17 protein-coding genes are annotated in these 19,911 nt (G+C 72.8%); 11 read left to right on the forward strand and 6 right to left on the reverse strand.

Annotated elements, in window-relative coordinates; translation table 11 throughout:
• The first annotated feature begins 49 nt into the window (after positions 1 to 49).
• From ACWGR4_RS09485 to ACWGR4_RS09510, 6 genes are all read left to right on the forward strand, one after another.
• Entirely contained in the window at positions 50 to 1,198 is a 1,149-nt protein-coding gene (locus ACWGR4_RS09485) for an NAD(P)/FAD-dependent oxidoreductase (RefSeq protein ID WP_452128801.1), read from the forward strand.
• Positions 1,195 to 1,482 (forward strand): (2Fe-2S)-binding protein, encoded by a 288-nt coding sequence (locus tag ACWGR4_RS09490; RefSeq protein WP_379998393.1) that lies wholly within the window; start codon positions 1,195 to 1,197, stop codon positions 1,480 to 1,482. The genes ACWGR4_RS09485 and ACWGR4_RS09490 overlap by 4 nt, the downstream gene beginning before the upstream one ends.
• Entirely contained in the window at positions 1,479 to 2,855 is a 1,377-nt protein-coding gene (locus ACWGR4_RS09495) for an FAD-dependent oxidoreductase (protein ID WP_452128800.1), read from the forward strand. The genes ACWGR4_RS09490 and ACWGR4_RS09495 overlap by 4 nt, the downstream gene beginning before the upstream one ends.
• Complete coding sequence (locus ACWGR4_RS09500) at positions 2,852 to 3,793, forward strand: dihydrodipicolinate synthase family protein (RefSeq protein WP_452128799.1); 942 nt, start codon at positions 2,852 to 2,854, stop codon at positions 3,791 to 3,793. Before ACWGR4_RS09495 ends, ACWGR4_RS09500 begins: the two co-directional genes overlap by 4 nt.
• Positions 3,793 to 4,794 (forward strand): proline racemase family protein, encoded by a 1,002-nt coding sequence (locus ACWGR4_RS09505; RefSeq protein ID WP_452128798.1) that lies wholly within the window; start codon positions 3,793 to 3,795, stop codon positions 4,792 to 4,794. The genes ACWGR4_RS09500 and ACWGR4_RS09505 overlap by 1 nt, the downstream gene beginning before the upstream one ends.
• Before the next feature lie 122 nt (positions 4,795 to 4,916).
• The gene (locus ACWGR4_RS09510) at positions 4,917 to 5,600 is read left to right on the forward strand and encodes a GntR family transcriptional regulator (protein ID WP_078978057.1); all 684 of its coding nucleotides are present in this window, start codon (positions 4,917 to 4,919) and stop codon (positions 5,598 to 5,600) included.
• An 89-nt stretch (positions 5,601 to 5,689) separates the two neighbouring features.
• On the opposite strand, the gene ACWGR4_RS09515 is transcribed toward ACWGR4_RS09510, so the two are convergent.
• Entirely contained in the window at positions 5,690 to 6,970 is a 1,281-nt protein-coding gene (locus ACWGR4_RS09515; protein ID WP_452128797.1) for an alpha/beta fold hydrolase, read from the reverse strand.
• Between the two features lie 139 nt (positions 6,971 to 7,109).
• Here ACWGR4_RS09515 and ACWGR4_RS09520 point away from each other — a divergent pair, with 139 nt between their 5' ends.
• Together ACWGR4_RS09520 and ACWGR4_RS09525 are read left to right on the forward strand one after the other, a co-directional pair.
• On the forward strand, positions 7,110 to 8,363 hold the full coding sequence (locus tag ACWGR4_RS09520) for a lactate 2-monooxygenase (RefSeq protein ID WP_452128796.1): 1,254 nt from the start codon (positions 7,110 to 7,112) through the stop codon (positions 8,361 to 8,363).
• Between the two features lie 650 nt (positions 8,364 to 9,013).
• Positions 9,014 to 10,198, forward strand: coding sequence for a low temperature requirement protein A (locus tag ACWGR4_RS09525; protein ID WP_452128852.1), 1,185 nt, complete (start codon positions 9,014 to 9,016; stop codon positions 10,196 to 10,198).
• A gap of 15 nt (positions 10,199 to 10,213) precedes the next feature.
• Here the strand turns inward: ACWGR4_RS09525 and ACWGR4_RS09530 are convergent, their stop codons facing one another.
• The gene (locus tag ACWGR4_RS09530) at positions 10,214 to 10,720 is read right to left on the reverse strand and encodes an Lrp/AsnC family transcriptional regulator (protein WP_379998406.1); all 507 of its coding nucleotides are present in this window, start codon (positions 10,718 to 10,720) and stop codon (positions 10,214 to 10,216) included.
• Positions 10,721 to 10,780: 60 nt separating this feature from the next.
• On the opposite strand from ACWGR4_RS09530, the gene ACWGR4_RS09535 reads away from it, so the two are divergent.
• A complete protein-coding gene (locus ACWGR4_RS09535) occupies positions 10,781 to 12,103 on the forward strand; it encodes a trans-sulfuration enzyme family protein (RefSeq protein ID WP_452128795.1) in 1,323 nt (440 codons plus the stop codon).
• An 86-nt stretch (positions 12,104 to 12,189) separates the two neighbouring features.
• On the opposite strand, the gene ACWGR4_RS09540 is transcribed toward ACWGR4_RS09535, so the two are convergent.
• Positions 12,190 to 13,344 (reverse strand): FAD-dependent oxidoreductase, encoded by a 1,155-nt coding sequence (locus tag ACWGR4_RS09540; RefSeq protein WP_452128794.1) that lies wholly within the window; start codon positions 13,342 to 13,344, stop codon positions 12,190 to 12,192.
• A gap of 127 nt (positions 13,345 to 13,471) precedes the next feature.
• Here ACWGR4_RS09540 and ACWGR4_RS09545 point away from each other — a divergent pair, with 127 nt between their 5' ends.
• Together ACWGR4_RS09545 and ACWGR4_RS09550 are read left to right on the forward strand one after the other, a co-directional pair.
• On the forward strand, positions 13,472 to 14,101 hold the full coding sequence (locus ACWGR4_RS09545) for a TetR/AcrR family transcriptional regulator (protein ID WP_452128793.1): 630 nt from the start codon (positions 13,472 to 13,474) through the stop codon (positions 14,099 to 14,101).
• 281 nt (positions 14,102 to 14,382) lie between these two features.
• Entirely contained in the window at positions 14,383 to 15,390 is a 1,008-nt protein-coding gene (locus ACWGR4_RS09550) for a transporter substrate-binding domain-containing protein (protein WP_452128792.1), read from the forward strand.
• A 100-nt stretch (positions 15,391 to 15,490) separates the two neighbouring features.
• Here the strand turns inward: ACWGR4_RS09550 and ACWGR4_RS09555 are convergent, their stop codons facing one another.
• The 3 genes from ACWGR4_RS09555 to ACWGR4_RS09565 all read right to left on the reverse strand — a co-directional run bounded on the left by ACWGR4_RS09555 (position 15,491) and on the right by ACWGR4_RS09565 (position 19,567).
• Positions 15,491 to 16,186, reverse strand: a complete 696-nt coding sequence (locus ACWGR4_RS09555) for a response regulator transcription factor (RefSeq protein WP_452128791.1) — start codon at positions 16,184 to 16,186, stop codon at positions 15,491 to 15,493.
• Between the two features lie 106 nt (positions 16,187 to 16,292).
• Positions 16,293 to 17,414, reverse strand: a complete 1,122-nt coding sequence (locus ACWGR4_RS09560) for a sensor histidine kinase (protein WP_452128790.1) — start codon at positions 17,412 to 17,414, stop codon at positions 16,293 to 16,295.
• Entirely contained in the window at positions 17,411 to 19,567 is a 2,157-nt protein-coding gene (locus tag ACWGR4_RS09565) for an MMPL family transporter (RefSeq protein WP_452128789.1), read from the reverse strand. The genes ACWGR4_RS09560 and ACWGR4_RS09565 overlap by 4 nt, the downstream gene beginning before the upstream one ends.
• Positions 19,568 to 19,911: the final 344 nt, after the last annotated feature.

The raw sequence follows: 19,911 nt of genomic DNA on the forward strand, positions 1-19,911 counted from the left end.
GCGTCGACAAACCCTTTACCTCGTAAGGGCAATGTGACATTTTACTGACGTGAGCCAACTCCGTCCCAGTGATGTCGTCGTCATCGGCGCGGGCGTGGTGGGTGCCGCGTGCGCCCACTTCGCCGCGCGCGCGGGCCTGTCCGTCACCGTGCTCGACCGGGGTCCGGTCGCGGGCGGGACCACCGGCGCGGGTGAGGGAAACCTCCTCGTCTCGGACAAGGAGCCCGGCCCGGAACTCGCGCTGGCCCTGCTCTCGCTCCGCCTGTGGGCCGAACTCGCGGAACGCCGCGACGACTTCGAATACGAGCCCAAGGGCGGCCTGATCGTCGCCCGGACCGGGGCCGAGGCCGCCGCGATGGCGGCGACGGCGGCGGCCCAGCGCGCCTGCGAGGTCACCGCGCACGCGGTCGACGCCGCGCGCCTGCCCGACTACGAGCCGCACCTGTCGCGCGCCGTCGTGGCCGGCACCCACTATCCGCAGGACGCCCAGGTACAGCCGGCCCTGGCCGCCGCCTCGATGTTGCGCGCCGACGGCATCCGGCTGCACACCGGGGTGAGCGTCACCGGCTTCCTGCGCGGGGCCGACGAGCGGGTGGTGGGCGTGCGGACCTCACACGGCGACCTGGCCGCCGGCGCGGTGGTCAACGCCGCCGGCACCTGGTCCGGCGAGGTGGCCGCGCTGGCCGGGATCGCCCTGCCGATCCTGCCGCGCCGGGGCTTCGTGCTGGTCACCGAGCCGCTGCCGCCGATCGTGCGACACAAGGTGTACGCGGCGGCCTATGCCGGGGACGTGGCCGGCGACGAGGCGGACCTCGCCTCGTCGCCGGTGATCGAGGGCACCCCGGCCGGGACCGTCCTGATCGGCGCCAGTCGGGAGCGGGTGGACTTCGACCCCTCGTTCCCGGTGCCGGTGTTGCGCCGACTGGCCGCACAGGCGATCGAACTGTTCCCGGTCCTGGCCGGCGCCTCGGTGCTGCGCGCCTATCGGGGCTTTCGGCCGTACTGTCCGGACCACCTGCCGGTCGTCGGCCCCGATCCGCGCGCGCCCGGCCTGCTGCACGCGTGCGGCCACGAGGGCGCCGGCGTGGGTCTGGCACCCGCCACCGGCCTGCTGATCGCCCGCACGCTGACCGGGGAGCGCCCCGACGTCGACCTCGCCCCGTTCGCCCCGACCCGCTTCGCGGAGGTAGCCGCGTGACCGACGAAACCGGCCCCGCCCCCCTCGATCGACCCGGCGACGCCGGCTTCCACCTGACCGTGGACGGCCGCCGCATCCCGGTCGAGCCCGGCCAGACGGTCGGCGCCGCGATGCTCGCCGCCGGGATCCGGTCCTGGCGCACCACCCGGTTCGCGGGCAAGCCGCGCGGCCTGTTCTGCGGCATCGGGGTGTGCTTCGACTGTCTGGTCACGGTGGACGGCACGCCGTCACTGCGGGCCTGCCTGGTGACCGCGCGCCCCGATGACGAGGTGAGCACGTCATGAGCGACGAGATGGGCCGGGGAATGAACCACGAGAAGGGCCCCGACTCGGGTGGCCGCGACACTCTGCACGACCTCGTCGTCGTCGGCGCCGGGCCGGCCGGGCTCGCCGCCGCCGTCACCGCCGCCGGCTTCGGCCTGCGCGTCGCCGTCCTGGACACCAACGCCCGGGCGGGGGGCCAGTATTACCGACACCGTGCGGGCCGGCCGCCCGCGTGGGCGCCGCTCGCGCGCCTGCACACCGTCGAGCACCTGGCCGAACACCGGGTCTGGGCGGTCGAACGCGGCGACGACCACTTCACCGTGCACGCCGTGGCAGGCGAGCGCGACGGCGTCGCGGTGACCGTGCGCGGCCGTCGGCTGCTCCTGGCCACCGGCGCCTACGACCGGCAACTGCCCTTCCCCGGCTGGGATCTGCCCGGGGTGTTCACCGCCGGCGGCGCGCAGGCCCTGCTCAAGGGCAACGGCGTCACGCCCGGGCGGCGGGCGGTGGTGGCCGGTACCGGTCCGTTCCTGCTGCCGGTCGCCGTCGGGCTCGCCGACGCGGGTGTGCGGGTGCTCGCGGTGGTCGAGGCCTCGCGCCCCACGCCGCGGGCCGCCGCGCTTGCCCCGCACAGCCCGGCACGGGTGGTCGAGGCCGCGGGATATGCCGCCGCGTTGGCGCGGCGGCGCATCCCGTACCGCACCGGCCGGGCCGTGGTCGCCGCGCACGGCGACGCGGGCGTACTGGGTTCGGTCACCGTGGCCCGGCTCGACGCCGACTGGCGGGTGCGGCCCGGGACGGAAAGCGAACTGGCCTGCGACACCCTCGCGGTCGGCTACGGCTTCACCCCGCAACTCGAACTCGCCGGCCAACTCGGCTGCGCGAGCACCCCCGACGGCTTCGTCGCGGTCGACACCCGCCAGGCCACCGACCTGCCCGGGTTGTACGCCGCCGGCGAGAGCACCGGCATCGGCGGCGCCCAACTGTCCGAGGTCGAGGGCGAGTTGGCCGCCTACGCCGTCGCCGGCCGGACGCCGCCGAAGGCGCTGCTGCGCCGGCGGGCCCGGCTCACCCGCTTCGCCGGCGGGCTGCGCGCGCTGTACCCGATCCGGTCGGGCTGGCCGTCGTGGTCCGACGAGGACACCCCGATCTGCCGCTGCGAGGAGGTGCCGCGCGGTCGGATCGCGGACGCGGCGCGGCAGGGCGCGGACGACGTGCGCTCGATCAAGCTGCTCACCCGCGCGGGCATGGGCTGGTGTCAGGGCCGTATGTGCGCCGAGGCCACCGCGTGCGTGCTCTCCGACGTGTTGGGCCGGCCGATCGCCGCGCCCGCGCCCACCCGTCCGATCGCTGTCCCCATCCGTCTCGGAGATCTCGCCCAAGGAGCCTCATGAGCACAAGCCCGCACCTTCCCGCCCCGGAGCGCTCCGCCCCGCAGGACGGCGCCGACCGCAAGCCGTGGCACGGCGTCGTGGTGGCCACCGCCCTGCCGCTGCGCGAAGACCTGTCGGTGGACTTCGACGCGTACGCCGAACACGTGCGGTGGCTCGTGGACTCGGGCTGCGACGGGGTTTGTCCGAACGGCTCGCTGGGCGAGTACCAATCGCTCACCCCGGAGGAGCGCGCCCGCGTGGTGCAGGTCGCGGTCGATGCGGTGGGCGGCGACCGGGTGCTCCCGGGCGTGGCGGCGTACGGCGCGGCCGAGTCGCTGCGCTGGACCGAGCAGGCGGCCGAGGCGGGCGCTCGTGCGGTGATGCTGCTGCCGCCGAACTCCTATCGTGCGGACACCCGTACGGTGATGGACCACTACCGCACGGTGGCCCGGGCGGGGCTGCCGATCGTGGCCTACAACAACCCGTTCGACACGAAGGTCGACCTGACCCCCCGACTGCTCGCGGACCTGTACGAGGAAGGTCTCGTGGTCGGCGTCAAGGAGTTCACCGGGGACGTGCGCCGGGCCTACGAGGTGGCCGAACTCGCCCCGGGACTCGATGTGTTGATCGGCAGCGACGACGTCACCCTGGAGTTCGGGCTGGCCGGCGCGGTGGGCTGGATCGCGGGCTACGCCAACGTCTTCCCGCGCGCGAGCGTGGAGTTGTACCGCGCGGCCGTGCACGGCGACCCGCGCGCGGCATTGCCGCTGTACCGCCTGCTGCACCCGCTGCTGCGGCTGGACGCGCGCACCGAGTTCGTGCAGTCGATCAAGTTGTCGATGGATCTGGCGGGCCTGCGCGGCGGGCCGTGCCGCGCGCCACGGCTGCCGCTGTCGCCCGAACAGGAAGCCTTCGTCCGGGAATCCACCGAGAAGGCGCTCGCGGAGGGATTGAACTGATGCGTTCCCGACACGTCTACCACGCGGTCGACTCGCACACGGAGGGCATGCCCACTCGGGTGATCACCGGCGGCATCGGGGTGATCCCCGGCGCCACGATGGCCGAGCGGCGCAGCCACTTCATGGCCGAACTGGACCACATCCGCACGCTGTTGATGTACGAACCGCGCGGGCACGGGGCGATGAGCGGGGCGATCCTGCAACCGCCGACCCGGCCGGACGCCGACTACGGCGTGTTGTTCATCGAGGTGTCGGGCTGTCTGCCGATGTGCGGACACGGCACCATCGGGGTGGCCACCGTCCTGGTCGAGACCGGCATGGTCGAGGTGGTCGAGCCGGTGACCACGGTCCGCCTGGACACCCCGGCCGGGCTCGTGGTCGCCCAGGTCGAGGTCCGCGACGGCGCCGCCCGCTCGGTGACCTTGCGCAATGTGCCCGCGTACGCCCACGAGTTGGACGCGACGGTGGACGTGCCGGGGCTCGGCGCGGTCACCTACGACATGGCGTACGGCGGCAACTTCTACGCGATCCTGCCGATCGAGAAGGTCGGCCTGCCGTTCGACCGGGCCGAGGGCACCCGCATCCTGGAGACCGGCCTCGCCATCATGGCGGCGATCAACGAGCAGGCCAGGCCGGTGCATCCGGAGCATCCGGAGTTCGCGGGCTGCCACCACGTGCAGTTCCTCGCTCCGGGCTCGGACGCGGCGCTGTCGCGCAACGCGATGGCGATCCACCCCGGTTGGTTCGACCGTTCGCCGTGCGGCACCGGAACCAGCGCGCGGATCGCGCAGTTGGCGGCGCGGGGCGAGTTGACGGTGGGTCAGACGTTCGTCAACGAGTCGTTCATCGGGACGCGCTTTCGCGGTCGGATCGTCGCCGAGGCGGAGGTCGGCGGGCGGCCGGCGGTGGTGCCGGAGATCACCGGGCGGGCGTGGATCACCGCGACCGCGCAGTATCTGCTCGACCCGGAGGACCCGTTCCCGGCGGGGTTCCGGCTCTGAGGGGCGGCCGGGCGGGCGGTTCCGCCCGGTTCCTTGCTCACCCTCGGTGATCTTCCACACGCGGAGTCGCGATCCCGCCCCAGCGGTGACTGACCGTCAGTAACATGGCGGGAGGAGGCACCATGGACACGGGACACGGAGCGCTCGCGCTGCCGTCCTTCGACGATCGACCGATCCTGCGGGATCGGGTGGCACGAGAGTTGCGCGCGGCGTTGATCGCGGGTGAGATGCGGCCGGGCGTGGTCTATTCCGCGCCCGCGTTGGCCGCTCAGTTCGGCGTGTCGCCGACGCCCGTGCGTGAAGCGATGCTCGACCTCGCCAACGAGGGACTGGTCGAGGCCGTACGCAACAAGGGATTTCGCGTCACCGAGCTGTCCGACCGCGAGTTGGACGAGTTCACCGAGGTGCGCGCGCTGATCGAGGTTCCGGTGGTGGCCCGCCTCGCGGGCGTGGTCACCCCGGCCCAGACCGCCGCGCTGCGCCCGGTCGCCGAGGAGATCGTCGCGGCGGCCGAGGCGGGCGACCTGATCAGGTACGTGGAGGCGGACCGCCGCTTCCACCTGTCGCTGCTCGCGCTGGCGGGCAACGAACACCTGGTCCGGGTGGTCGGCGATCTGCGCAAACGGTCGCGCCTGTACGGGCTGTCCCGGCTCGCGCGCGGCGGCCGACTCGCCGCGTCCGCCGCCGAGCACCTCGAACTGCTCGACGCGCTCGACAGCGGCGACCCGGCCGCGGCCGAGCAGGTGATGGCCCGGCACATCGGCCACGTCCGCAATCTGTGGGCGGGGCCGGAGCGGGAGGGCTGAGCCGGGGGCGGGATCGGGATCGACGTCGCGTCGCCGGCTCCGCGCCCCCGGATCACGTGCCCACCGCCGACCGGGCCCGGTCGGCGGCGTCAGACCTTGCCGGCGACCATGTCCATCAGACGGCCGAGGACCGCGCCGCCGGAGGCGTGGGAGCCGTCGTGCTCCCACTCGTTGGTGACCCACGCGCGCAGGTTGCCCACCTCGCGCGCGGTCTCCAGGGACAGGTCGGCGTCCACGTACATGTCGTCGAAATAGACCGCCGCGGCCACCGGGACGGCGTTCGCGCGCAGTCGCTCGACGTCGTACAGGACGGGCCAGTCGTATTGCTCGGCCAACAGGTGGGCGGCCTCGCGGAACGGGCGCAGCGCGGCCATCTCCTCGAACATCCAGGGGTACATCATCTCCCCGGTGAACAGCAGCGGATCGGCACTCTCCGCGAACTCCGGCAGCCCCGCGCGCACCTTCTCGGCGGCCCACCCGGTGGCGACCTTGCCCTGCCCGTAGATCGGCTCCTGGAGCACGGCCCACAGCGGTTGGTCGGTCAGCGCGGTGGCCTGCATGGCGGCGGCACGGAAGGTGTCCGAGACCCGGTCGCCGTCCCACGCCTCGTCCAGCATCCAGTGCACCCGCTCGAAACCGTCGCCCATGCCGAACACCGAGCCGAGGAACTGCAGTCGGCGCACGGTCAGTCGGTCGCCGTCGGGCAGCCGCACGTCATGCGCGGCCAGGTGGTCGGCGAGCCGGCGAACCGCCTCCACGTCGTCCGGGTAGCGTGCGTAGTACTCGGCGTTCTTGGTCCGCACCCTCGGGTAGGTGCGGTGGTAGACGTCCTCGGCGGTGACGTCCAGGCCGATCAAACCCCCGGTGACGTAACAGGACTTCAGCGCCTCGGGGGCTCGGGAGAGATACGCGAGGGTGATGAAGCCGCCGTAGCTCTGGCCGAGCGTCTCCCACGGCTCGTCGCCGCATAGTCGACGGCGGATCAGCTCGGCGTCGGCGACGATCGAGTCCGCGCGCATGTGCCGTAGCAGGGCGGCGAGTTCGTCGGGTGGGGTGCGCGCCGCCAGGCTCGGTGTGACAGGCGTGCTGCGTCCGGTACCGCGTTGGTCGAGCAGCAGCACCCGGTGGGTCTTCAGCGCACGGGCCAGCCAGCCGTTGGCGCGTGGGGGCCGCTGCGCCTTCTGTCCCGGGCCGCCCTGGAGGAAGCACAACCACGGCCGGTTGCGACCCGTCGCGGTGGGATCGACCACCTCGCGGGCGAAGACCTCGATGGTCGGCCCGTCGGGACGCGCGTGGTCGAGCGGGACGACGAAGGTGTGATCGGTGAGGGCCATCCCCGGGATCCGGGTGCTGCGGGTCGTGCGGGTCATGCGGATTCCTCCCCTGGGTGCGTGGCGTTCGGGTGTGCTGTGACATTCCACCGGAGGAAGGTGCTTGTTGTCCCGCCGCATCGGGAAGATTGCTGCGGCAGGGTTCTGCGGGATCCCGTGCGGCGAAAGGGTGTCAGTCATGGTCGATGGCCCGGTGTCCGATGGTGCGCAGGCCGATGGGCCGCAGCCCGGTGAGGCGCAGTCCGGTGAGCCGCAGGCCGGTACGGCGCAGACCGCCGGGGCCTTCTCCGCGTTTCAGGACTCGATCTACCTCGACGGACTGCTGACCGGGGAGACACCCCCGTACCCCACGGGCGCGAGCGCGTTGGAGGAGGCGGCGCGCGAACGGCTCGATCCGGGGCCGCGCGGCTACGTACTGGGCGGCGCGGGCGAGGGCGCGACGATGCGGGCCAATCGCGAGGCGTTCGAGCGGCGCCGGATCGTCCCGCGCATGTTGCGGGACGTGGGCGCCCGGGACCTGTCCTGCTCGGTATTGGGCACCGACTCGCCCGCGCCGGTGTTGCTCGGGCCGGTCGGCGTGCAGTCGATCGTGCATCCCGAGGGCGAGTTGGCGACCGCGCGGGCGGCGGCCGGGCTCGGGCTGCCGATGGTGTTGAGCACCGCGTCCTCGTACTCCCTGGAGGAGGTCGCCGCCGCGTCCGGCTCGGGCCCCCGGTGGTTCCAGCTCTACTGGCCTCGCGACGACGACGTGACCATCAGCCTGCTCGCCCGGGCGCGGGCGGCCGGCTACACCGCGCTGGTGGTCACCCTGGACACCTGGTATCTGGGCTGGCGGCCGACCGACCTGGACCGGGCGTACCTGCCCTTCCTGCGGCACATCGGCCTGGCCAACTACCTGAGCGACCCGGCCTTCCTGGCCGGCCTGAGCCGCCCGATCGCCGAGGACCCGACGGCCGCGATCGTGCACTGGGCCGGAATGTTCTCCGACCCGACCAAAACCTGGTCCGACCTGGCGTTCCTGCGCGACAACTGGATCGGCCCGATCGTCCTCAAGGGCGTCCTCCACCCCGACGACGCCCGAAAGGCCCGAGACGCGGGCATGGACGGCATCGTGGTCAGCAACCACGGCGGCCGCCAACTGGACGGCGCAATCCCGGCGTTGGATGCCCTGCCGCAGATCGCAGCAGCGGTGGGCAACGACCTGACGGTCCTGTTCGACAGCGGCGTACGCACCGGCACCGACATCCTCAAGGCCCTGGCCCTCGGCGCCCGCGCAGTCCTCCTGGGCCGCCCCTACATCTACGGCCTGGCCCTGGGCGGCACCCCAGGCATCACCCACGTACTCCGCTGCCTACTGGCCGAGTTCGACCTATCCATGTCCCTATCAGGCCACACCCACCCACAAACCCTAACCCCTTCAACCCTGACCTAACCCACCAACCAACCCGAACCCACCCAACCTTCTCCATCCCACCCAACACCCTCCGGCCAGTCCGACGCTCTCCGGCCTGCCCAACGCTCTCCGGCCAGTCCGGCACCCTCCAGCCCGTCCGACACGCTCCGGCCCTTCCGGCACCCTCCAGCCGGTCCGGCACGCTCCGGCCCGTCCGGCACCCCTCCAGCCCGTCCGGCATCCAGCCCCTCCGGCACGCTCCAGCCCATCCGGCACCCCTCCGGGCCGTCCGGCATCCAGCCCCTCCGGCACGCTCCAGCCCATCCAGCACCCCTCCAGCCCGTCCGGCGTTTGAGGACAACGCCTGCGCAACCGACCGCATCACGGCACAACACAGCGCGCGAGCCCACCCACCTCAGCCCGTCCGGCGCTTGAGGACACCACAAACGCAACCCAACGCACGGCGACACATCACAGCGCGAGCCCACCAACCCCCCAGCCCGTCCGGCGTTTGAGGACAACCGCAGGCCGGCCACCCCGTCGACCCCAGGTCACCTCGACGACACCGCCCGCTGGGATTACCCCGTTTTGCCCGCCCCTCTCGGATACCCTCCGCGCATGATCACGCCCGGATCGAGAGGACCCACCCCGTGACCAACCCCGCGCGCCCCACCGCCATCCTGCGCCGCATGACCTCGCGCAGTTCCACGGAGCCGCACCGCGCATCCACGCCGTTGGAGTTGTTCTTCGACCTGACCTTCGTGGTAGCCGTCGCGCAAGCCGGCAGCCGCCTGGTGCACTCGCTCGCGGAAGGCCACCCCGGGCACGGGATCACGGGATACCTGCTCGTGTTCTTCGCGATCTGGTGGGCATGGGTCAACTTCACCTGGTTCGCCTCCGCGTACGACTGCGACGACCCGCTGTACCGCGTCGCCACACTCGTCCAGATCACCGGTGTCCTGGTCCTGGCCGCCGGTGTCCCGCGCGCGTTCGAGAACAGCGACTACACGGTCGCCATCGTCGGCTACCTGATCATGCGCCTCGCGCTGACCTTCCAGTGGCTGCGCGCGGCCCACGACGAGACCGACCCGGCCGCCCGCCGCACCGCGCTGCGCTACGCGGCCGGCGTGGTGCTGGTCCAGATCGGCTGGGTGGTGCTCCTGCTCCTCCCCGACGCCGCCTGGAACTGGGGCTTCCCGCCGCTGGCGATCGCCGAGATGGCGGTACCGGCCATCGCCGAACGCGGGCGCTCCACCAGCTGGCATCCGCATCACATCGCCGAGCGCTACGGCCTGTTCACCATCATCATGCTCGGCGAGAGCGTGTCCGCCGCGACCGTCGCGATCCAGACCGCGCTCGACGACCAGGCCGCACTGGACGAGTTGTTGCCGATCGCCGCCGGCGGGCTGCTGATCGTGTTCGCGGCCTATTGGATCTACTTCGCGGCACCGATCCACGAATACCTGCAATCCAGTCGTCAGGCGTTCCTGTGGGGCTACGGCCACTACGTGATCTTCGGCTCCGCCGCCGCGATCGGGGCCGGTCTCGAAGTCGCCGTCGAGCAGGCCGTCGGCGAGGCGCACATCTCCGACGTCGCCGCCGCGGCGAGCGTCACGATCCCCGCGGGGCTGTTCCTGGTCACCACATGGGCGCTGCACGCCCGCCACCACAAGCGCGGCGCCGCCCAGCAGATACTGCTGCCGACCGCCGCGGTCCTGGTCCTGGCCTGCACGTTCCTGGGCGAGGCGGCGGTGCCGGCGGCCGGAGCGGTGGCGGCGCTGACCGTGGCCGCAGGGGTGGTGTTGTCCGCCCGACAGGGCGAGGGCGCCGGCGACGTCGACCCGCGCCCGGAGCCGGTGCCCGAGGCCGACTGAGTCCGGGGTGTACCGCTAACCCGCCGTCAGGCGCCGTGCGGGCACCGACGGTTCGGGCGGGAGGAGCGGACCGCCGGACCACTGCTGGAAGATCAGCATCGTGTGCACCTGGGTCACCTCGGTGCGCGCCGTGAAGCCGTCCACCACCAGCCGTTGCAGCCCGGTCGCGTCGGCGACCGCGACGTGCACGAGGAAGTCGTCGGGACCCGCGAGGTGGTACAGCGCGCGGGTCTCCGGCAGCTTCAGCACATGCCCGACGAACGGGTTGAGCACCACGCGGTGATGGGGCCGTACCCGCACCGCGAGCATCGCCTGCAGCGGTCGCCCGAGCGCCGCCGCGTCCACCTCCACCGTCGCGCCCTTCACCACGCCGGCGGCGCGCATCCGGGCCACCCGGTCCAGGCAGGTCGAGGGCGCTATGCCGACCTCGGCCGCGAGCGCCTTGTTGCTGATCCGGGCATCGTTCTGGAGAGCCCGGAGAATGCCGAGGTCGGTCGGATCGAGGGCGATGGATTGGCTCATCCGGCGATGATAATTCGGCGTCCGGGCAGCTTCTCCGGAGGTCGCCCCAGGATGACGTCCATGGACCTTCGACCGGACTCCCCCGCCACCGCCGGCCGCACCGACACCGCGCCCGCCGGCCTCACCCCTGCCGGCGCCGCCCCTGCCGGCTCCACCCCCGCCGGACCCCTCGCGCGGCACACGTTCGAGACCCGCGCGGTACACGCCGGCCGCGACGACCTGGCCGCGCTGGGCGTACACGCCGTGCCGATCGACCTGTCGACCACCTATCCCCTGCCGGACCTGCCGGCCGCGGCGCTCGCCCTGGACGCCTACGCGGAGGGTGAGTTGCCCGACGGCTCGGCGATCTACGGTCGGCTGACCAATCCGACCGTGCGCCGCTTCGAGCAGGCGCTCGCCGAACTGGAGGGCTGCGCCGACGCGGTGGCGTTCGCGACCGGCATGGCGGCGGTCACCGCGTGCCTGCTCGCCGCCGCCGCGCAGGGCCGACGGCACGTGGTCGCGGTCCGGCCGCTGTACGGCACCACCGACCACCTGCTCTCCGGCGGCCTGCTCGGCACCGAGGTCACCTGGGTCGAACCGGACGGCGTGGCCGCGGCGTTGCGGCCCGACACGGGCCTGGTCATGGTCGAGACACCGGCCAATCCGACGCTGGCCGAACTCGATCTGGCCGAACTCGCGGCGCAGGCGGGCGAGATACCGCTGCTGGTGGACAACACGTTCGCCACACCGGTCCTGCAGCAGCCGGCGTCCTCGGGTGCCCGTCTGGTCCTGCACAGTGCGACCAAGTTCCTGGGCGGACACGGCGACGTGCTCGGCGGTGTGGTGGCCTGTGATCCGGAGTGGGCCAAGGCGCTGCGGCAAATCCGGTTCGCAACGGGGGCGTTGCTGCATCCCCTGGCGGGCTATCTGCTGCTGCGCGGCCTCGCGACCCTGCCGATCCGCGTCGCCAGGGCCTCCGCGACGGCCGCCGCGCTGGCCGCCCGACTGGCCGCACACCCGGCGGTGGCGCGGGTGCACTATCCGAGCATCGGCGGCGCCCTGGTGGCCTTCGAACCGACCGGCGACCCGATGCGGCTGGTCGGCGCTCTCCGCCTGATCACCCCCGCCGTGAGCCTCGGCGGCGTCGACACCCTGATCCAGCACCCGGCTTCGCTGACCCACCGGGTCATCGACGACGCGGCGCGCACCGAAGGCGACATCGGTCCGCACCTGCTCCGCCTGTCGATCGGCCTGGAACACGAGGCGGACCTGTGGGCGGACCTGTCGGCGGCGCTGGACCGGACGGGCGTCGAGCACGTCGGGGCATCGCCGGTTCCGGACGCGCAGGTCGGGGTGGGCGACGCGGCGCCGGGCGCGGCGCTGTGGCCGGTGGGGGTCTGAGGGGGCGGGGCCGGGGTGGGTCCGGTGTCCTCGCGGGCCGGGGATCGGTGGCGGCGCGCTTCGCGGCGCGGCCGGTCCCGGCGGGGTCAGCGGTAGGTCAAGCCCGAGAGTTGCAGGGCGAGTCGGCGGCGCACGGCGGGGATCCGGGTGAGCGTGCGCAGCACGGTGTTGCGCAGGGGGCGCAGCGCCGGGGTGAGGGTGGCCACCCGGGTCATCCGGTCGGCGAGCCTGACGATGCGTTCGGCGATCGGGCGGCGGGTGGCGCCGTAGGTGTCCAGGGCCGTGGTGGGGCCGCCGTCGAATACCGAGCCCAGCGCCTCGGCCAGGGTCACCGCGTCGAGGATGCCGGCGTTCATGCCCTGGCCGCCGGCCGGGCTGTGTACGTGGGCGGCGTCGCCGGCGAGCAGGATCCGGCCCGCGCGGTAGGTGTCGGCGATCCGGTGGTGAACCCGGAAGCGCGATCCCCAGACGACCTCCTCGACCACCACGCGGCCGGTCTTCGAACCGCGTACGTCGAGGAGTTCCTGGACGTAGGCCGCCGACGGCTCGTGCGGCGCGTCGGCGACCGGCGCGACGATCCGGTGCCGACCGCCCGGGAGCGGGGCGAGCACGACGAGGCCGGCGGGCGCGAAGTACAGGACCACCTCGTCGGCCGCGACCGCGCCGCTCAGCCGTACGTCGGCGAGGACGAACGACTCGGCGTAGGTGCCGCCCTGGAAGCCGATCCCGGCCTGGTCGCGCACCGTGCTGTGCATGCCGTCGGCGCCGACCACCCAGCCGGCGCGGAGACGTTCGCCGCTCTCGAAGGTCGCGGTCACGCCGTCGGCGTCCTGGTCGAGGGAGGTCACCCGGTACGGCCGCAGGACGGTGCCGCCGAGTGCGGTGAGGCGGTCGAGGAGGGCGGCCTCGGTGGTGGCCTGGGAGACCATCAGCGAGTACGGGTACTCCGTGGGCAGGTCGGTGAAGTCGATCCGGACCACCACGCGGTCCCGGTCGCGGACGGTGAACGTCGGCGCGGGGATGCCCTGCGCGACGAGCGGCGCGGCGACTCCGAGAGGGGCCAGTACCTCGAGGGTGCGGGCGTGCACGACGGCGGCGCGCGAGGTCTGCTCGGCGGCCGTGTGGGCGTCGACGACGGTGACGTCCCGGCCCTGGGCGGCGAGGGCCAGGGCGAGGGTCAGTCCGGCGGGGCCGGCGCCGACGACGAGGACGTCGGTGGTGGCGGGGAGTCGGGTGCTCATCGGGGGCTCCTCGGGTGGGGATCGGAGGCCGGGATCGAAGGCCAACGTCTGTTGGCCAACGCCTGTTGGCATAACCATGGCGCTCCCGCGACGGTAAGTCAACATGTGTTGGCCTACAATCGTTGGCATGAGTACTCCGCGAAGGTCGTCCATCGAGACCAAGGCCGTGATCCTGGCCGCCGCCCGGGAACGATTCGGCGCCGACGGCTACGAGCGGGCCACTATTCGGGCGATCGCCTCGGATGCGGCGATCGATCCGTCGATGGTGATGCGTTACTTCGGCACGAAGGAGAAGTTGTTCGCCGCTGCGGCGGACGTCGATCTGCGGTTGCCCGCGCTCGATGCGGTCCCGCGCTCGCAGCTCGGAGCGGTGCTCTCGGCGCACTTCCTCGACCGGTGGGAGGGGAACGAGGCGATGCTGATCCTGCTGCGGACCGGGGTGACGAACGACGACGCCGCCGAGCGTATGCGCGCGGTCTTCGCGGACCAGCTCGCCCCGCTCGTACTCCGCACCTGCCCGAACCCCGCCGAGGCCCCCCGGCGCGCCGGCCTGATCGCCACCCAGGTGCTCGGCCTCGCCCTGTGCCGATACGTCCTGCGGCTGCCGCCGATCGTGGCCATGACGCATCCCGAGGTGGTCGCCTGGCTCGGCCCCCAGATCCAACGCTGCTTGACGGGGAGCCTGGGGGCCGACGGTTCCGACGCCGATCGGGCACCCGCGTACGGTCTCGACGATTCGGGGGATTACCCCCGGTAGTCCGCGAGTTCGCCCGGTAGCGTCTCGATCGAGGCCGTATCGGCTCCGTCGAGCGGTGTCGCGCACACCGCCCCGGGAGGTGGCGCGTCATGTACAGGCACGCGGTTCGACCGCATCGCACGGCCCGCCGCCCGCTTCGGGCCCTACCGTTCACCGGACTTCGGCGTCCCGACGGGTGGGCGCCGCGTGCGGCGGCTCGACACCCGCGACGCCGGGGCGACCGAGGGATGCGGCTTGGGCCATGCCGGAGACGCACGCTTCGGCCGACATCCGCGCTGTCGATGGCGGTCGTGCTGATCGTGCTCGCGGCGCTGGCGTCGTGTACGTCCGCCCGCTCCACGACGTCCGGCGCACCCGCCGCCTCGCCCACCGGACGCCCCGACGCCGGGGCGACCGCACCCGGGTTCGCCCCCGGAGCCGCCGGCGAACCACCCGCCGCCGCCTGCGGGAACCCCACCGCGAGCCTGCGGCCCGCCTCCGGCCCGCCCCGCGCGGCCGACTACCGCACCGAGGGCTCGCTCACCCGCATCCTGGAGCGGGGCTACCTGACCGTCGGGATCGACCAGAGCGCCTACCCGTTCGGCTACGCCGACGTGACCGACCACAACCGGCTCAAGGGCTTCGACGTCGACCTGGTGCGGGAGATCACCGCGGACCTGTTCGGCGGCAACGACCCGAGCCGACTGCGCTTTCGGGTGGTGCCGAACAACATCCGCGAACAGTCGGTCGCGGACGGCACGGTGGACATCGTGGCGAAGTCCGTCACCGTCAACTGCCGTCGGCGGGCCGTGGTCGACTTCAGCTCGGTCTACTACGAGTCGGGCCAGCGGGTACTGATCGTCGACGACACCCCGGCCGCGGGCGCCGACCACGCGAAGGGCCTCGCCGGTCTGCCGACCGGGACCAGGGTGTGTACGGTCGGCGGCACCACCGCCGCGGACGCGGTACACACCACGCGGGGCCTGGTCGACGTCACCGGCGACAACTGGACGGACTGCCTCGTCCGCATCCAGCAGGGCCAGGCCGACGCGGCGGTCGGCGACGACACCGTCATGGCCGGCCTCCAGGCGCAGGACCGCTTCATCCGCGTGGTCGGGCCCAAGTTGACCAGCGAGCCCTACGGGCTCGAAATCGGCAAGGGCAAACCGGACTTGGTCCGCTTCGTCAACGCGTCCCTCGAACGCATCCGGCACGACGGCACCTGGCGTCGGTTGTTCGACACCTACCTGGGTCGCTACATCCCGGAGTCGGGGGGTGTGACGGCGCCGGAGGCGGAGTACCGCGACTGAGCGGGCGCGCGGAGCCGGGCGGGCGGCGCGGCTCGTCCGTCGCCCGGGCGGGGTCGGGGTGGTGGCGGCGGTCGCGGTCGCGGTGCACCGTTGTCGAACGCTACGCCGGCGACAGGTCGTCCCCCGGCACGATCAGCCCAGACTCGTAGGCGATGACCACCAGTTGCGGCCGGTCCCGGGCGCCGAGCCGGGCCATGATGCGGCTCACGTGCGTCTTGGCGGTCAGCGGGCTGAGCCCGAGCAGCGTGCCGATCTCCGCGTTCGTCAGCCCTCGTCCGACCAGCGTCAACACCTCGCGTTCGCGCGCCGACAGGTCGGCCACCCGAGCCGAGCCCGGCGTACCCGTGCTCGCCGTCGCCGGCATCCGCAACACGCGCGAGATCAACCGTGCGGTCGGGCCGGGCGACAGCAGCGCCTCGCCGGCCCCGATCGTGCGGATGGCGGCCAGGAGTTCGGCCGGGCGCGTGTCCTTGACCAGGAACCCGCCGGCACCGGCGCGCAACGCGGCCAGCACGTTCTCGTCGTCCTCGTAGGTCGTCAACACCAGCACCCGGATCCGGGACAACTCCGGATCCGCCGCGATCAGCCGCGTCGCCTCGATGCCGTCCAGGATCGGCATCCGGATGTCCATCACCACGACGTCCGGCCTGCACTCCCGGGCGAGTTCCAGCGCGGCCCGCCCGTCGGCGGCCTCACCGACCACCTCCATGTCGGCCGCCGAGGACACCAACATCGCGAACGCCGACCGCACCAGATGCTGATCGTCGGCCAGCAACACCCGCAAGGCATCGCCCATCACACACTCCCCCGTTCATCCGAAACCCGCCGGCCGGGGCGGTCGGGACGGTGGGCACGGCCGGCACGACCGGCGCGGCCGGGCAGTCGGCACGACGAAGTCGCCTTCACCCCGCGCCCTCCGACCGTGCCATCGGCAACACCGCCGAGACCGCGAACCCGCCCTCGGGAGCCGGGCCCGCGACCAACGTGCCACCAACGCTGCGGGCCCGTTCGGTCATTCCGAGAATGCCGAAGCCGGTGCCCTCCCCGACCCCGTTCGCGTGCCCGTCGTCGACCACGCGCACCCGCAACTCGGTGTCGTCGGCGCTCAGTTCGACCCGGACCGTGCGCGCATGCGAGTGCTTGACCACGTTCGTCAGCGCCTCCTGCACGATCCGGTATACGGCGACGCCCACCTCGGGCGCGGGCGTCGGGCCGTCGTGTCCGGTCAGGGTGACGTCGATGCCGGCGGAGCGGGCCGCGCCCGCCAGCGGGACCAGGCCGTCGAGACCGGCCAGGCCCGGCACCGCCTCGTACGACGCGACCTCTTCGGCATCGCGCAACACCGCGAGCGTGGCCCGCAGTTCGTGGCGGGCGTCCCGACAGGTCTGCGCGATCGTGTCCAACGCGCCCACCATGACCGTAGGGTCGGCCGGCGGCTCCTGCGCGGCGAGGTGCGCGGCCACCCCCGCCTGGACGCCGATCAGCGTGATGCTGTGCGCCAGCAGATCGTGCAAGTCTCGTGCGATCCGCAGGCGTTCCTCGGCGACCCGCCGCCGGGCCACCTCGTCCCGGGTGCGTTCGGCGCGCTCGGCCCGATCGATGATCGCGCTCACGTAGTCGTGATGGCTGCGCCACGCCTGGCCCGCGACCACCGCCGCGACCACCCAGCCCGCCATCCCGCAACGATCGCGCCAGCTCGGCCCGTCGGTACCGCCCAGGGTCATCGCCACGACCGCCACGGTCAGCGCCGCCACGCCGACCACGACGGCCGCCCCGCGCCGCACGTACGCCGCGTATGTCCCCAACGCCACCAACGCCGGCACCGCGGCGCTCTCGTGCAGGTATTCGCGGTGGTGATAGGGCACGGTGAGCGCGAACGTCAGCACCAGCAGCGCCACCCCGACCGGGTCCAGCGCCCGCTGCGCCGACCACACCTGCGCCGCGCCGAGCGCCCCCGCCGCCAACAGGACGGCGAGCAGGGCGTCCGCGACGGACGCCCCACCCCACCTCGTTCGTGTCGTCACACCGCCATCTTCCGGGTCGACACGGGCGGTTGCGCCTGCCGGGTCCCGGTCGTGTCCCGCGCGGGCCGTCGGGACAGCGGGCCGGGCCACCAGATCCACCGATCCAGCGCCACGCTCGCCGCGGTGACCAGGAACGTCCGGACCAGGAACGTATCGATCAGCACCCCCACCGCGACCACGAATCCGAGTTCCACGAGGGAGACCAGCGGCAGCAGCGCGAGGACCGAGAAGGTCGCCGCGAGCACGAACCCGGCCGAGGCGATCACCCCGCCCGTGGTCTCCAGCGCGGCCGGCGCGGCAATCCGCACCGAATCCCCGCGCAGCGCCATCTCCCGCACGCGGTGCATCAGGAAGATGCCGTAGTCCACCCCGAGCGCGACCAGGAACACGAAGGTCAGCAGCGGCGTTTGCGCGTCCACGCCCGCGTACCCGAAGCCGTGCTCGAAGACCAGCCCGCCCAGTCCGAGCGACGCCGCCCAGACCAAGCCGACGGCGGCGACCAGAATCAGCGGCGCCACCAGGCTGCGCAACAGCACGATCAACACCAGCAATACCGCGAGCAGTACGAGCGGCACAACGACGCGGCGGTCCCTGGCCGTGGTGTGCGCGGTGTCCATCTGCTGCGCGGTGGGGCCGCCGACCCGGGCATCCGGTACCGCACGCAGGCGTTCGATCGTGGCATGCTCCCCGGCCGACTCGGGTCGATCCTTCGCGAAGGCTTGGATCTCCGTCCAACCACCGGCCGTTCGTCCCTGACGCACATGCTCGACCCCCTCGGTCGAGCCCACCGCCGCCAGCACGTCCCCGGCCCGCTCGCTCCGCGCCAGCACCGCGATCGGCGCACCGGACTGCTCGGGGAAGGCCGCGCTCAACGTCTCCTGGGCCACGATCGACTCGGGCTTCTTCGTGAAGCCGTCGCTCTGCCGCAGCGCGCCCGGCAGCCCGAATGCGGTCAACGCCCCGGCCCCGAGCAGCACCACTCCCGTGACGAGCACGGCGATCGGCCGCCGCGACACCGCCGTTCCGATCCGCGCGTAGGCCCCACGCCCCAGCTTCGGCGCACTCCCGAACACCGGCACGAACGGCCAGAACACCCGCCGCCCGAGCAACACGAGGATCGCCGGCAGCAGGGTCGTCATCACCGCGAGCGCGCACACCACGCCCACCGCCCCGACCGGCCCCATGCCCCGACTGCTGTTCAGATCGGCGGCGGTGAGGCAGAGCAGCCCGACCACGACCGTCCCCGACGAGGCCAGCACGGCGGGCCCGCAACCGCGCAGCGCGGCGAGCATGGCCGCCAACGGCCGTTCGTGTACTCGTAGTTCCTCGCGGTAGCGGGCCACCAGGAGCAACGCGTAGTCGGTGCCCGCTCCGAACACGAGCACCGTCAGCACGCCGGAGCTCTGCCCGGTGACGGTGATCCCGAACGCGCGCACCAACCCGTACACCGTCGCCGTCGCGACGGCCACGGCGACTCCGGCGCAGACGAGCGGGACGATCCAGAGGTAGGGGCTGCGGTAGGTCAGCATGAGCAATACGGCCACCACGAGCACGCTCGCGAGCATCAGCGTCCCGTCGATGGACGAGAACACCTCCTGCATGTCCGCCGTGATGCCGCCGGGGCCACCGACACGCACGCTGAGTCCGTCGGGATGCCGCTCCACGAGGGTGCGGATGTCCGGCACGATGTCGTCCGGTTCGGCGCCCCGGCGGTCGACGGACAACGCGTAGCGCAGCGTGGTGTGATCGACCGACTCCTGCGCGGCCGGCGCCGCGCCACCCACGAGCGGATGCCGAGCCACCACGTCGGCGACCCCCGCGGCGGCCGTCTGCCGATCGGCGGGCGTCAATCCGCCGTCGCGGCGATACACGATCTGCACGTCCATCGCGTCGCCGCCCGGCAACCCGCCCTGGATCCGCGCCACTTGGGTGGACTCGGCGTTGGCGGGCAGGTAGTCCACGGCCTCGTTGCGCTGCACGTCACCGAGCTTGGCGGCGAACATCCCCGCCACCAGCACCACCAACACCCACCCGCCCACCACAACCCACGGCAACCCCCACAACCGCCCCCGCCGCGACGGCCGCGGCCGTGACCGTACGGGCACACCCGGGTCGCCCCCCGAGCCGCTCTCTTCCCGCGCCAAAATCTCCATGCCCCAAGGCTTCCGCCCAACCCCACCCCACTCGTCCGGCCAAGGACCGATCTCCGCATTACTCCAGCCGACGTCAAGCAACCCCCACTAATCCCAGAGGAGTAACCCACCCCTCCCCAGCCCGGGCCCAGGCCCAGGTCCCCAGCAACCCGAGCACCAGAACCCCCGGGCCCGAGTCCACCGGCACACCGACGGCTCCCCAGGGCGGTCGTCAGCCGTCGCCACGGTACGAATGGCCCCGCCAGGACCCGCATCCCAGCCACCACAACGTGCGCCGGCGCCCGAATCCGCAAACGAACCCGCCACCCCGCCACCCCGCCACCCCGCCACCAACGACGGTCCAG

Source organism: Embleya sp. NPDC055664 (assembly GCF_053618075.1).